Origin of the sequence: Psychrobacter vallis (assembly GCF_904846715.1) — a bacterium.
In the GTDB taxonomy this organism is placed as follows: domain Bacteria; phylum Pseudomonadota; class Gammaproteobacteria; order Pseudomonadales; family Moraxellaceae; genus Psychrobacter; species Psychrobacter vallis.
Genome location: NZ_CAJHBU010000007.1, coordinates 22,591 through 36,852, shown reverse-complemented (window position 1 = coordinate 36,852; position 14,262 = coordinate 22,591). Strand labels below are relative to the sequence as shown.

Annotated in this window: 12 protein-coding genes; 5 read left to right on the top strand and 7 right to left on the bottom strand. The window is 43.1% G+C overall.

From position 1 onward, the window contains the following. Positions 1–102: 102 nt before the first annotated feature. Complete coding sequence (locus JMY02_RS06095) at positions 103–1,602, bottom strand: SulP family inorganic anion transporter (RefSeq protein ID WP_201596296.1); 1,500 nt, start codon at positions 1,600–1,602, stop codon at positions 103–105. Positions 1,603–2,283: 681 nt separating this feature from the next. On the opposite strand from JMY02_RS06095, the gene murD reads away from it, so the two are divergent. Further along, a complete protein-coding gene (murD, locus tag JMY02_RS06090; RefSeq protein WP_201596294.1) occupies positions 2,284–3,720 on the top strand; it encodes a UDP-N-acetylmuramoyl-L-alanine--D-glutamate ligase in 1,437 nt (478 codons plus the stop codon). Between the two features lie 265 nt (positions 3,721–3,985). Beyond that, a complete protein-coding gene (gene ftsW, locus JMY02_RS06085; protein WP_201596292.1) occupies positions 3,986–5,182 on the top strand; it encodes a putative lipid II flippase FtsW in 1,197 nt (398 codons plus the stop codon). Positions 5,183–5,294: 112 nt separating this feature from the next. Here ftsW and gluQRS read toward each other — a convergent pair whose 3' ends face one another. The 6 genes from gluQRS to JMY02_RS06055 form a co-directional block, all read right to left on the bottom strand. Beyond that, the gene (gluQRS, locus tag JMY02_RS06080) at positions 5,295–6,236 is read right to left on the bottom strand and encodes a tRNA glutamyl-Q(34) synthetase GluQRS (protein WP_201596290.1); all 942 of its coding nucleotides are present in this window, start codon (positions 6,234–6,236) and stop codon (positions 5,295–5,297) included. 241 nt (positions 6,237–6,477) lie between these two features. Beyond that, a complete protein-coding gene (gene dksA, locus JMY02_RS06075) occupies positions 6,478–6,915 on the bottom strand; it encodes an RNA polymerase-binding protein DksA (protein WP_201596288.1) in 438 nt (145 codons plus the stop codon). A gap of 511 nt (positions 6,916–7,426) precedes the next feature. After that, complete coding sequence (locus tag JMY02_RS06070; RefSeq protein ID WP_201596286.1) at positions 7,427–8,263, bottom strand: metallophosphoesterase; 837 nt, start codon at positions 8,261–8,263, stop codon at positions 7,427–7,429. A 265-nt stretch (positions 8,264–8,528) separates the two neighbouring features. Next, on the bottom strand, positions 8,529–9,347 hold the full coding sequence (locus JMY02_RS06065) for a metal ABC transporter permease (protein WP_201596284.1): 819 nt from the start codon (positions 9,345–9,347) through the stop codon (positions 8,529–8,531). A gap of 115 nt (positions 9,348–9,462) precedes the next feature. Beyond that, on the bottom strand, positions 9,463–10,260 hold the full coding sequence (locus tag JMY02_RS06060; RefSeq protein ID WP_201596282.1) for a metal ABC transporter ATP-binding protein: 798 nt from the start codon (positions 10,258–10,260) through the stop codon (positions 9,463–9,465). 200 nt (positions 10,261–10,460) lie between these two features. Next, entirely contained in the window at positions 10,461–10,994 is a 534-nt protein-coding gene (locus JMY02_RS06055; protein WP_201596280.1) for a Fur family transcriptional regulator, read from the bottom strand. A gap of 219 nt (positions 10,995–11,213) precedes the next feature. Between JMY02_RS06055 and JMY02_RS06050 the strand changes: the two genes are divergently transcribed. The 3 genes from JMY02_RS06050 (at position 11,214) to atpB (ending at position 14,243) form a co-directional block, all read left to right on the top strand. Then, a complete protein-coding gene (locus JMY02_RS06050; protein WP_201596278.1) occupies positions 11,214–12,167 on the top strand; it encodes a metal ABC transporter substrate-binding protein in 954 nt (317 codons plus the stop codon). A 255-nt stretch (positions 12,168–12,422) separates the two neighbouring features. Beyond that, positions 12,423–12,821: an ATP synthase subunit I gene (locus tag JMY02_RS06045; RefSeq protein ID WP_201596276.1), complete on the top strand. Its 399-nt coding sequence runs from the start codon at positions 12,423–12,425 to the stop codon at positions 12,819–12,821. Positions 12,822–13,376: 555 nt separating this feature from the next. Continuing rightward, entirely contained in the window at positions 13,377–14,243 is an 867-nt protein-coding gene (atpB, locus tag JMY02_RS06040) for a F0F1 ATP synthase subunit A (RefSeq protein ID WP_201596274.1), read from the top strand. The last annotated feature ends 19 nt before the right edge of the window (positions 14,244–14,262 follow it).

Below are 14,262 nucleotides of genomic sequence, written 5' to 3'. Positions count from 1 at the left end.
CGATGCTCATGCCCAATTTTCTGTGCCAAGGCAGCTGTTTATACAACTATTCATTCATGAATCATGAATCAACGTCAGCTTGGTACGTAGACGCGGTTTTATTTAATCCAGCAGGCCAATATCGCGGCGATCATGGACAGAGAAGCGATCGATTAACGTTCGGCTCGCATTGTTGAGTCCTATCACTTTGACATCAATGCCTTCACGTTGCAAGCGCATGACCAATTTGTCTAACGTATCAACGGCGCTTATGTCCCAAAAATGCGCTTGACTGACATCGATTTGGATGCTGTCCAATGCTTCTTTGGTATCAAAGCTGCCCAAAAACTGCGTCGTAGAAGCGAAGAAAACTTGCCCTTGCACGTAATAATAGCGGCTATTACTACTGTCATCATACTCGCTAAATATGGTTAAAAACTGACCAATTTTATTGGCAAATGCCAGAGCAGATAGCAGTACACCCACACCCACACCGTATGCCAAATTGTGGGTAAAGACCGTGGTCAAGACGGTCGCTAACATAACGATGTTAAATGACATGGGATGCGTTTTAAACTCGCGAATAGATTGCCAGTTAAATGTACCGATTGACACCATAATCATCACAGCAACCAGTGCTGCCATTGGAATTTGGCTGACCCATTCACTTAAGAACACCACCATAATTAGCAAGACAACCCCTGCCATCAAAGTAGATAGGCGTGTCCGTCCGCCAGATTTGACATTGATCATCGATTGACCAATCATCGCACAACCTGCCATACCACCAAAGAAACCCGATACCACGTTGGCGATACCTTGGCCACGACACTCGCGGTTTTTATCACTGGACGTATCAGTTAATTCATCAACGATTGTCGCCGTCATCATAGATTCTAACAAACCAACGATGGCCAGCGCGATTGAATAAGGCGCGATGATCAGCAAGGTATTTAGGTTTAAAGGAATGTCAGGCAGCAAAAACATAGGTAGCGAATCTGGCAAATCGCCCATGCTACCGACGTTACGAATATCAAGATTCATGTACATCGCGACGGCGGTCAATCCAACGATACAGATAAGCGGTGAAGGAATCACGCGACCGATTTTGGGAATAAGTGGGAACAGGTAAATAATCGCCAAACCAGCGGCTGTCATGATATAAACGGTCATGCCGACACGCTCGGTCAAGGGGTTAAGCTCTGGTAGTTGCGCGACAAATATCAATATCGCCAGTGCATTGACAAAACCAATGACCACTGAGCGGGAGACAAAGCGCATCAAATTACCGAGCTTTAAGACGCCCATCACGACCTGAATAGCACCGCACAATAAAGTAGCCGCCAGTAGATACTGCAAGCCATGCTCGGCGACCAAATCGACCATCACCAACGCCATCGCCCCTGTCGCCGCCGAAATCATGCCTGGGCGGCCACCGACAAAACTAATCACCACGGCGATACAAAATGAAGCATACAAGCCGACTTTTGGGTCAACGCCAGCGATGATAGAGAAAGCAATGGCTTCAGGAATCAAGGCCAGTGCGACGACCAAACCTGACAAAACGTCACCGCGAACATTGGAAAACCACTCGTCACGTAAGTTATCAATAAAAGATGTCATAAATACACTGCATAGGGTTAGTGGCAAAAAAAGTAATCATTACTCATTCATAAAATGATTGCATCGCTACAAAAATAGCGCTCCATCTTTGTTTTGCGGCAACATGCATGGCATCATGTTGTGGCCTTGAATTGTTAACGGTCAATAATCAGTGTGTCTACTGCTTTACTTGCTGGTATCACCAATACCCTCATCAATAATAAATACGATGATAAATTCAGTGAAATGACTTAAAAATATGGTTTAAAACAGACTGTGAACGTAAGGTGGTTGAAAATAGCACCTACAATCGTTTATAGCGTCAGCAATAACTTGCTGTAATAGAGGGTGATAAGATCATCTGGCAAATAAAAGCCATCGTTTGATATAGCATTCGCTTGATATAGCATTATCACAAGGCGAACCGTCATCAAAAAAAGGTGACAATAGCGCGATGCATGTAACAACATGCTAAACTAAAATGCTTGATTAAATAGCCAGCCCCATACAAATTGAGGCGGCTATTATAGCATTAGCAATTTAATATAAAAACAGGCGCATAATAGCACAAAGTCATAAAAAACCAGTACCGAAATCTGAACGATACCGTTATGATGCTTCTCATCTTAACGGCATCGCTTAGCTTGTTGACACAATAGGTTTGTTGGCTGCCATTTCGCCCGTTCAATAGAAGGAATAAACATGACCACCAATACTGCAACAGACGTTTTACTTCATAAAGGCAGTGGTCTACAAGTCGTGGTCGGTTTGGGACAATCAGGACTATCAGTGGCTCGCTATTTGGCCAATCAAGGTTATCAGGTAGCAGTCACTGACGCTCAGGCTAACCCTCGCTTAGCGGATCAATTGCCAACAGACGTCCATATTCGCCAATTTGGGGCGATTGACGCAGAGCTACTACAGCAAGCGGCATGTATTATTATCAGTCCCGGTATCTCTCTTGCTACCGAAGCCGTTGTCGCCGCCCGCCAAGCCAACATTCCTGTCGTCAGTGATATTCAGCTGTTTTGTGAAGCCTGTAGCGTACCGATAGTGGCGATTACGGGTTCTAATGCCAAAAGCACGGTTACCACATTGGTTGGGCAAATGGCTGCTGATGCGGGAGTTAATGTCGGCGTCGGTGGCAATATTGGCGTGCCAGCACTGACCTTGCTTGACAATACCGATATGGAATTGGCGGTACTTGAGCTATCCAGCTTCCAGCTAGAAACTGTGACCAATTTGGGCGCGCAGGTGGCGACGGTTCTGAATATGTCGCCCGATCATTTAGATCGTCATGGTGATATGCTCGGTTACCATCAAGCCAAGCATCGTATCTTTCAAGGTGCTAAGTCCGTGGTTATTAATCGCGAAGACGCTTTGACTCGCCCGTTGGTCGCCGACAATTTGCCGAGAGTGAGCACAGGCATTCATGCTCCTGATAAAGGTCAATATGGTCTCATCACTGATCCTGAAGGCCAGATTTATCTTGCGCACGGTACAGAAAGGCTACTATCGGCAGACAAACTGTTGATTAAAGGCCGTCATAATTTGCTCAATGCGCAAGCAGCGTTAGCGCTGGGCGGGCTGGTTGGCTTACCACTTGCCAGTATGTTAGAGACCTTACAGCAGTTCACTGGCCTTGAGCATCGTTGCCAATATGTGGCAAGTGCTGCTGGGATTGATTACTTTAATGATTCAAAAGGTACTAATATTGGCTCGACTATGGCGGCCATCGAAGGGCTAGGCGCAGTCTATGCGCCAAAAGACGGCAAATTGTTATTGATTTTGGGCGGGCAGGGCAAAGGTCAACAATTTGGCGAGTTGACCCCTTTTATCAATCAGTATGTGAGCCAAGTGCTGTTTATTGGTGAAGATGCTCAGCAGATTGAACAGCATCTACGGGCTGCTAAAATCAGCGATGACGTGGCGTTACATCAGTGCCAGACTTTAGAAAACGCGTTGGCGACTGTCCAACAAGTGACCAAAAGCAGCTTATCACAAGTGCAAGCGGTGTTATTGTCCCCAGCTTGTGCCAGTTTTGATCAATATAGTGGCTACGTGGCTCGCGGTGAACATTTTATTGCGTTGGTTAATCAGCTAACAGTTGTGTCATCAAATAGTCTGACGGTTGATTAAACGCCTTAATAGCAAAGCATGTTCTAGCGGCATTTCCATGAGTATTTAAACGTATTCAGCGTTTTCTTGATAAATGATTGTTTTGCTTATAGATTGCTGCTACTGTCAATCATGATTAGGCAGTCGAGGAGCATATCGTGTCATTGGCTCGATCTATCTAAGGCATGTCATCAATTAAGCCAAACTAGTACGATCTACTTTCTTTTTTCAAACGGTGGCGTTTAATAGACGCCGTGTTTTTTCGTTCGTTAGTGTATATAAAATTATGGCGCTCTCTTCTTTTTTTCGCAGCTCTTCCCAATCCAAGCAAGCCTCTGGCTCAGATGGTGTTCTTTCTATGCCGTCAGCACGCGCCATTTTACTATCAAGCGTCGGCTGTATGCTGGTGTTGAGTCTGTTGATGGTGGCTTCTGCTTCTATTCCTTTTGCACTCAGTCGCGGTATGACAGAGCTGTACTTTTTTAAAAACCAGTTGCTATATATGACGATTGGTCTGATGGTTGCTGCCCTACCTTATTATGGTGTGTCTTTGCGAACATTATATAAGACTGAAACTCAGTTTATTTTATTGGGTATTACGGGCATATTGCTAGTGGCAACGCTGTTTAGTGCACCGATTAATGGTTCTAAACGCTGGCTGAATTTGGGTGTGTTTAATTTTCAGGTGGCGGAGCTAGCCAAGCTGGTCATGATTGTCTTTGTATCGGACTTTGTGGTGCGTCGCTCTTTTGAGGTTCGTAACGGCCTAGATGGCTTTTTGCGCATCATGTTGGTGGTGGCGTTAATCACCATCCTGCTATTATCACAGCCGGATTTTGGCTCCTTCGTCGTTATTTTGGGCACCATCTTTGCGATTTTTTATATCGCTGGTGCGCCTTATAAGCATTTTTTAGCATTGGGCGCGGCGGCCATTGGTGGGGCTGTGTTAATGGTAACGACGGCACAGTATCGCTTGGTGCGTGTGATGTCATTTATGGATCCGTTTGATGACGTGCAAGACACGGACTATCAATTAGCGCGCAGTTTGATTGCTTTTGGTCGCGGACAGTTGACGGGTGTGGGTTATGGTGAAAGCGTGCAGAAACTGTCGCATTTACCAGAGGCTCATACCGATTTTTTATTGGCAATCACTGGTGAAGAGCTGGGGTTTGTTGGGGTCACCATGGTTTTGGTACTCGAAGCACTGATTATCGGTAGTGCCATGCGTATCAGTTATAATGCTCTAAAACGTCGGCAAATGCGTATGAGCTATACAGCTTTTGGTATTGGCGTGGTGTTCATTGCTCAGACGATTATTAATGCAGCGATGAATATGGGTGCGATTCCGACCAAAGGTTTGACCATGCCATTCTTTAGTTATGGGGGTTCTTCTATGCTGATTAGCTTGGTAATGGTGGCGCTTTTGCTAAAAATCTATAAAGAAAGCCCTGAGATAGAAAAGAGTCAGTGCCGTTATTATTGATAGGTTTTATGCTATTAAGTATTTTGAAGAACAACGTCTATCATTTTTTACGTTTAAAAGCGTCACTATTAGCGTAGTGGCGCTTTTTGGTTGTTATTCGTGAGACAAAGCATTATTTGGGCAGATGCAGTTGTTGCTTGCCTTGTAGCGGCGTGTTGTCCCATTGAGCGATGGCTTGCTTGAGCATATTGGTGGGTGTATCTCTATCGACGGCTGGTTGCTGTAATAGTTGCAAGGCAACAGTGATGAGCTGGCTTGGGTCACGCGTATCAATGGGCTGAGCCAGATTTTGCTTGGAGAGCTTTTGCCCATCAGGATGACATATTAATGGCAAATGATACCAATGATCGATAGCTGGCAAGTGAGCGGCATGCATGATACTGATTTGCGCCGTGGTCATGGGTAAGATATCCAAACCGCGCATGATATGAGTGATTTGTTGTAAGCCATCATCGAGGCTGGCCGCCAATATATAATTAATCATGCCATCTTGACGGCGAACCACCATATCGCCTAATGTCTGCTGAGGGTTATCCCATTGTAATCCCTGAATACCATCGTTAAAACCAATGCTATATTCTGGTAGCTGTATGCGTAGCTTATGTTGCTGTCTATTAAGGTCAGCTTTGACACAGCAGCGTGGATAACGTTGTCTAGGAGGCTGTAATTGGCTGGCATCTTCGTAAGTTTTGTCTGGCATTTCTTGTGCCCAATATTGCTCTAAATCTTTACGTGAGCACTGGCAACCGTAAGTTAGTGGACGTAGGGCTGAGGACAAGTAATCATTGTAAATATCAATCCGCTCAGATTGATAAATAACATCGCCATCCCAGTGTAACCCAAGTGCCTCTAAGTCTATCAAAATCTGCTCAGTGAACTGCCGATCACAGCGTTCAGTGTCTGTATCTTCGATACGCAGTAGCCATTTGCCATCTATTGATTTTATGTGGCAAAAGCTGGCAAGGGCGGTCGTCAATGAGCCAAGATGCAATTCACCAGTGGGTGAGGGGGCAAAGCGACCAATGGGCTTTGCTGGTACGACTGAATTGGGCATAGGAGTAGGGTTGGTTTTCAAAGTAGGAAATTATCAGTAGAAAAGATAGGAGATAGAATAATAAATATCTTCGTAAAAAGATATTTGTGAAATGAGGTGTTTTGTTAGTCAAATCAATGTGAGTAAGTTTGAAAGTCTGTATCAGGCATGATGCATTGACTAAAAAACCAGCCATCTAAAACGCAGCAAGCGACCAATGATATGGTCGCTCGTACTTATATTTACATTAATGATATTTGGTTTAAGCGCCTTGGTTTTGACGTTCTTTAATTTCAGACAGTGTTTTGCAGTCAATACATTGCGTCGCGGTTGGGCGCGCTTCGAGGCGACGCAGACCAATCTCTACACCGCAAGTCTCACAAAATCCATAGTCTTCATTCTCGATTTCTGACATGGATTTGTCGATTTTACGGATGAGTTTACGTTCACGGTCACGCGTACGCAAAGCCAATGCAAACTCTTCTTCTTGCGTGGCACGATCGTTGATATCCGGCATGGCACTGGATTCATCTTGGATATAAGTCTTCGTACGATCCGCTTCGCCAATCAGTTGGCTTTTCCAGTCCAATAAAATAGCCTTAAAGTGCTCTAGCTGTGCATCAGACATGTATTCTTCGTCTTCGGCAGGCACATAAGGAGTAAACTTAACTTCACTCGGATTCGTGGTCAGGGTGCTCATATGGGTATCCTACTTTTTCAAATTAATTCAATAAAACGACGTATCAAAAGACAAGACGCTATTAATTTTACAAACGCTATAACTTGTCCCTTTATAAAACGTTTTACCACCTAGTGACACAAATAACACAGCGGATTTAATAATACGGTACTTTGATGTACTTACATCGATATGTCGATGGTCAGATATATGGTCATACATATTTTTATTTAAATGGTACTGTCTAAATAATGCGACAAATCACTAACGATAAAAACTCAGCTTATGATCCATGTAGCCATTCTCGCTATTATAGTTCTGCTTAATATCAAACATAATGCGGTCTTTGCTAATTGTCTAAGTTGTATCATTGTTTTCAATAATAATGAAGCGATTTTTCACAATGCCAGTATTTTTACTCTAATAGCTCGTTTGTATAGCATCAAAAAATATCTGCTCAAAGCCCAGAAGATAAAGGCTGGTATTATTTTTTTTACCAAAAAATTTAAGTTTTCGCCAATAAATCTGGGCATTAAGTATCTAGTCTTTCAACCCAGCTTGCAACCGTTCCATTGTTGGCTAATTGCAACCAACGGTAACCGGGGCGCGCGTTTTTATCGTAAGAAAAGTCATCTTCATAAGGTTTGAACTGATAGCAAGTAGAGGGCGTGCTATAGACGGTAACACCTTGACGATGGCGAACTTGCTCTTGGTGAGTATGACCGCTGATAATCACTTTTAAATGTGCAAACGCCGCCATCTGCTCCCAAAAAGTCTCAGCGTTCTCTGCCATATGGTTATCAATCCACTCAGAGTCTACTGGTATCACATGATGATGCAAGGCAATCAGGGCAGGTTTATCACAAGTACTGAGTTTCTCACGCAACCAGTCAACATCGGTAAGCGTGATTTCACCTGCCACTTTACCAGTGATCGATGAATCCAATAACAACAGTTGCCAATTATCCGTCTCAATCATATGGCGGCTTAATAAGCGTGCATCAGCAGGTTGAGCAATCAGTTCGCGTTGAAAAAAAGGCAGATGACTGTCCATCTCATCCGTCACGTCATGATTACCAGCAATACAAACAAAAGGAATATTGGTCGCTTGTAATACCTCAAAAATATAATCGTAGATAGCAGGCTGAACCTTACTTACTAAATCACCAGTCACAATAATCAAATCACAGCGAATATCTGCCCGCAATGCTTGCTGTAGCGCCGTCTCAAAACATTGCTGACAAAGCATTTCATCACTATTGTCATCTGTAATAGAAGTAAAGGCCGTCGATAAATGCAAATCCGTAATTTGTAATATGTTTAACTGCGCATCGGGAGTGCTGATTTGATTGACAGGATAGCTTAGCATTGGGTGAGTCCCTCATCGAATTAAAACAATTGATGTTGCTAGAACGAGTATGGATAGACGGACGACTACTCATTTTTTTACCGCTTACTGCTACTATATTAGTACTGTTGTCGACTCACACCATGTACGATAGTAGTTCATCAGTGCCAATAGCATTAGGGCAATTTTATAACACAAAGCGAATAAAAGCTCTAGCAATATTGATGAAATAAAGTTGGATAAGGCAGCACAGAAAAGCAGTTATCTAGCCCATCACATGAGACAGCTAATGGCGTGCTGACCAAAATTTTGTGGCTATTATTTTTGAAAATATAAATGCGACAAAAAATAAAATTGCTAATATCAAAACGATAGAGAGTCCAGTTTGGATATCGAGCCAAATACTGCCCCAAACGCCTAAGGTGACGCCAAGCTGTGCGATAAGTAGCGATATAACGACCATTTGTTTTGGCGATTTTGACCACAGACGTGCTGTTAGCGCGGGTAATACCAATAAGCCACTGATGAGTAAACTGCCGACAGCTTGCAAGGCGATTGCACAAAATCCTGCCAATACTCCCATAAAAAATAGCCGCTGGCGTGTCGGGTTGATACCCTGAATACGTGCCAGCGCTTCATGAGTGGCAAGTTTGACTTGTGCGGGCCATATATAGGCAAGCAATCCCAATCCAACCAGTACACTACCAGCAAGTAAAGGCAAATCCGCCCAATCAAGCTCAAGCAGATTACCGAATAAAAACCCCAATACGTTGGCTTGTTGATCAGTCAATTGGGTTAAGGCCAATAGACCCAAACAAAGTAATGATACGGCAACGACAGCCAGTACGGCATCAGCTGGCAGACGCTCATCATCCATAAATACCAGTCCCAATACCACAGCGATGCTCACCATGGCGATACCAATGCCTGTCGGTAACTGCCACCATGCTGCCAACGCGACGCCAAGTAACGTGCCATGTGCCAAGGCATCGGCAAAAAATGCCATGCGTCGCCACAATACCAAACAACCCAAGGGTGCTGATAGTAGCGCTAAAATACTGCCAGCGATCCAAGCAGGGGCAATGATGGCTAACCAAGCAGTCATAACAAATATCCGTAAAAGTTTTATAGAGACCAAAAGCTGTTTTTATGTTGAATAACTTCAGCTTTAATGCATTGTAAGGGTTATATTTTTTTATTTATGATCAATCTTATTATCGTTAAAGCTCACTTGGTGCGTGGTGCTCACAAGCATGCGGTTGGTGCACATATGGTTGCTCATAATGATGACCAAACAGCTTTTGAAACTCCGTGCTAATGGCAAGCTCGCTTGGTTGCCCCTCACAGCAAATGTGTTTATTCAGACAAATAACTCGCCGACTGCCTTTCATCACCCAATGCAAATCATGTGACACCACCAACATGGCACAGCGCAAAAAGTCAGGCAGCTCATCAATGAATTGATATAGCCAAAGCTCAGTATCAGGGTCGAGCCCTTGCATTGGCTCATCTAAGATAAGCAAATTGGGTTTGCTCAATAGGGCGCGTGCCAATAACACTCTCTGCGTTTCACCACCTGATAGATGCAGCATTTGCCGCGATAGCAAGTGCGTCAATGACAAATTATCAAAGATAAACTGTCGTTGCACGTGCGTTAAGCGTTTCTTATCTGCTTGTGCCAATAAGTCACATACACGTAATGGCAATATCGGTGGTATCGTAAAGCGCTGCGGCACATAGCCAAGCTGCAAAGGCTGATGTGCCGTGAGGCTACCTTGAGTCGGAGCAATCAAACCTAAAATGAGTTTAACCAACGTTGATTTACCAGCGCCATTGGGACCGATAAGACTGACCGTCTCATTGACAGCGATATCAATATCAATATGCGAGAGTAGGCGTTGCTGCCCAATGTGATAACTGATATTGCTTAGGCTCAGTAGCTGATGGGCAGTGTTACGGTCACTGTCATCGATAGCAGAAGTGATTGACTGACCAGACGGAGAAATAGACAAGCTCATGATAGGACAACTGATAAGTGAGTAAATGATAAACGCAATAATGAAGGCAAGGATAAAAATCTCATTACCCAATACCCATAAAAAATGACGCTATAGTCGAAGCAGTTTAAAGTTGGAACAAGGCAACCGAGCGCAGATAGTACCGTTGTACAGCAAGCGAGGTTAACACCGTACCAATTTACAAATGCTTTGACTATATTTTACTGGCAAGCTTGGCAACGACCACTAAGCTCAATGACGCTACGCTCAACGATAAATCCGACATCTTGCTCGGCAAAGCTCATCATTTCTTGTACCGGTACACTGCTGCATTCTTGTACCCGCTGACACTGCGCACAAATTAGAAATGCGGCGGTATGCTGGGCGCGGGGATGGCAGCAAGGGACATAGGCATTGATGGATGTCAGCTGATGTATCAAACCTTCTGCCAATAAAAACTCCAAGCTGCGATACACCGTCGGCGGCGCGACATTTTTTGCGCTTTCTTCTGATTCTTGTGCACCTTCATTTGTGGCTGACAAGCGAGCTTGTTGCAACTGAGTGATCAAATCATATGCGCCCACAGGTTTGGTCGCTTGCAATACTAGCGCATATATTTGCTGGCGCAACGGCGTAAAACGCACCCCCTGCACACGGCACTGCTCCTTTGCTGCCTCGACCCGATCGGTCACATCTTGCGGTGAAAAATGCTGAACATCATGCAGATGCTCACAGACAGATGGGTTAGTAGACATGACGCAAGCTCCTAAAATTGACATTATAACGCCAGATAGTATAAGTGAAGCGCAAAAAAAGGTAAGTAATAAAATAACATAGCACTTATTAATGTTATACTATAACATATTAAAGGTAGAAAATAACCTCATGATCACTTAATGAACCATCAATAACGTTAGCGCAAGCGCATTACACCAACTTATATCAGCACACCTGTTTAATAGGACTATCATCGCATGATTGCTCACCGCACTCTTAACAAATCCGCTCATCAGCAGCCATACACTCAAAAATCCTTTTACCTTTCATTTTTTGACAACGTACTTATCCGCTTAAAGCGATCACGATACGTAATGGTAGGCATGTTAATGATGCTTGGCTCGTTTGCCTCTTTACCCGTACAGGCAGCAACCGTTAGCGTGAGCAACCATCCGATGTTTTTACTGAGTGAGGCTGTAACTGATGGCACGCCTTCTGCCAATCAAATCTTACAAGCTGGTGATGTCGGGCATCATGGCAGCATAAGTCCCAACGATATGAAAACTATCAAAGACAGCAAATTTGTGGTTTGGTTTGGTGACTCCCTAGAAAACAGTCTGACGGGTAGTTTGAAGACGGCACCAAATGCTATTGCCCTGTTTGACTTTAAGGCTTTTAATCGTTATCCGCTTCGTGATGTTAAGGGTATACCGATCGCAGGCACGCTCGATCCGCATATTTGGCTTGATCCTGAAAACGCCAAAGCCATTACGCGTGCATTGGCCGTCATTCACAGCCATGCCAATCCAGAGTACAAAGAGACCTACCAAGCCAACGCTCAAAAATTTGCGCAACGTATGGATCAAGCGGTCGCACAGATACAGCAAGCGTCACAAAAGAATCGTCCTTACTGGGCATATCATGATGCGTATCAGTACATTGAAAGTGCGGCAAAAATACAGTTGGCTGGTAGCTTAAGCCCCGATCATCATATTTCGCCAAAAGCCAGTCAGTTACGCTGGTTTACTGACAACCGCCCCGCCAAGCAGATGTGCTTAGTCAGTTCAAGTCAACCAGCCAAAGGGCTGTTGGCGAAGCTACAGCCAGTGCGCACTACGGTAAAAGTCGAAGACATGAGTGACAGTCAAGACTTTGTAGAAGGATGGACACGTATGGCACAGCAAATTAATAACTGTATTGATAGCAAATAGGATAAACTCTAAGGCTTGCTAAACAAATCTTACAATGCCCAAAACCAAACATTTTGAAACTGTATATCGTTTGGTTCTAGGCATGTTTTATATTAAATAGTTGATAGGTTTAATATTATGCTTGCATATGCCCGTTATGCTCCCTATAATAAAGAGCGTTTTATTTTGGTTAAAAGTCAATACCTATAGAATAAACCATTTATGGATAAAAGTGTCGTAAGCATGATACAGTAGTCCAAGGCTATAGGAATACCGATGACCAAGCCTGCCAAACGCACCCAAAAAGATAAAATTGGCATCTATATCAAACGTCAAGCATGGATATTGTTTATCCTAATCATTATTGCTTGGATAATAGATACGATATGGTTGCATAGTGAGCTTACTGTCGCAAAAAGCACCGCCATTGGCGCACTACTCAGTTTCCTCACTCAAGCAGTGTTTGCTTTTTTTGTTTTTTGGTTTACCGGATATCGCGCGCGCCAACATATTGTTCGCCAGCTATATCGCGGTCAGATGGCCAAATGGCTATTGACAGTGTTTGGATTTGCACTAATTTTTATTACCGTACAACCCCTATCTGCGCCTGCGTTGTTTATCGGTTTTATGGTAATGCAAATTAGTCACAGTTGGATGTTGTGGCATATACGCTAGTGTTAATCACTATATTAATAGTTAGATGACCAATAGCGCTAGGTAAGAAGTCACCCTGCCGTCCAACTTCTCTATGACTAGTTCTACTAAAGTCAAAACATAAAAAACTGTCTCATGACAGGGCAATGATTTAAAAAACGTCAGTATGAATGTTCGCTAACTTATTCATACTGCGGATAAAAAGTCACAATTGACTTTACACAATTACAACGCTGCATTAAGATAGGCAGCTAAATATTTTACTTATGAGCCCTGTACTAAGCGCTGGTCGCGCGAGTGCGGCTGTTAGTAAATATTACATAATAATTTTGCGTACCTATGCAAGGGCTATTACTGAATTATCATAAGCCCTTTTTTGATAGCTAAAATTCAACTTAAGCTATCAAATTTTGCATAAGTAACAGAGCTATGGGTTGGATGTTATTGGTTACATGGGTGTTCTAGCATCATTTGCTTGTTTATCAGCATGTCAACATAGTAATGCTAAACCCTCATCAGATGACAACCATATTTTTGGTAGTTGATTAAATCGTTGATTAATAAGAAGCTTACATTATGGCATCCGAGCAAACATCATCAGAATATATCTCTCACCACTTAACGAATTGGACTTACGGCTATTTGCCAGGCGAAGGCTGGAAAGTTGCCTATAATGCTGAAGAAGCAGGGCTAATGGGCTTTAAAGCTATCCACCTTGATTCTATGCTATGGTCAATTGGTCTGGGTATTTTATTTTGTGCCGTCTTTTGGATGGTTGCCAAAAAAGTTACTTCAGGTGTACCAAGCAAAACTCAGGCAGCAGTTGAGTTGATCGTTGAGTTTGTTGATAACAACGTTCGTGATTCCTACAGTGGTACGTCAAAATTGATTGCGCCATTGGCGTTGACTATTTTTGTTTGGATCTTTTTGATGAATCTCATGGATTTGATTCCAATTGACCTTATACCAGGTCTAGCTGGTCAGATCGGTGCAGCAATGGGTCATGATCCACATCATGTATTCTTCAAAATTGTTCCAACAACAGACCCTAATGTCACACTGGGTATGGCGTTCTCAGTATTTGCTTTGATTATTGCTTATAGTATTAAAGAAAAAGGTGTTGGCGGTTTCTTAGCCGAATTAACTATGCATCCTTTTAGCTCAAATAACATAATTTTAAAAATTGTTTTGATTCCCATTAACTTTATTTTAGAAGTAGTTACTTTGATTGCTAAGCCTGTTTCACTCGGATTGCGATTATTCGGCAACATGTATGCAGGCGAATTAGTATTTATTTTGATTGCCTTGATGCCATTTTGGATTCAGTGGGCACTATCAGTACCATGGGCAATATTCCACATTTTAGTTATTACCCTTCAAGCGTTCATTTTTATGATGTTGACAATAATTTATTTGTCACTAGCATCATCAACTGAGCATTAATTAGACACTTATCAATAAA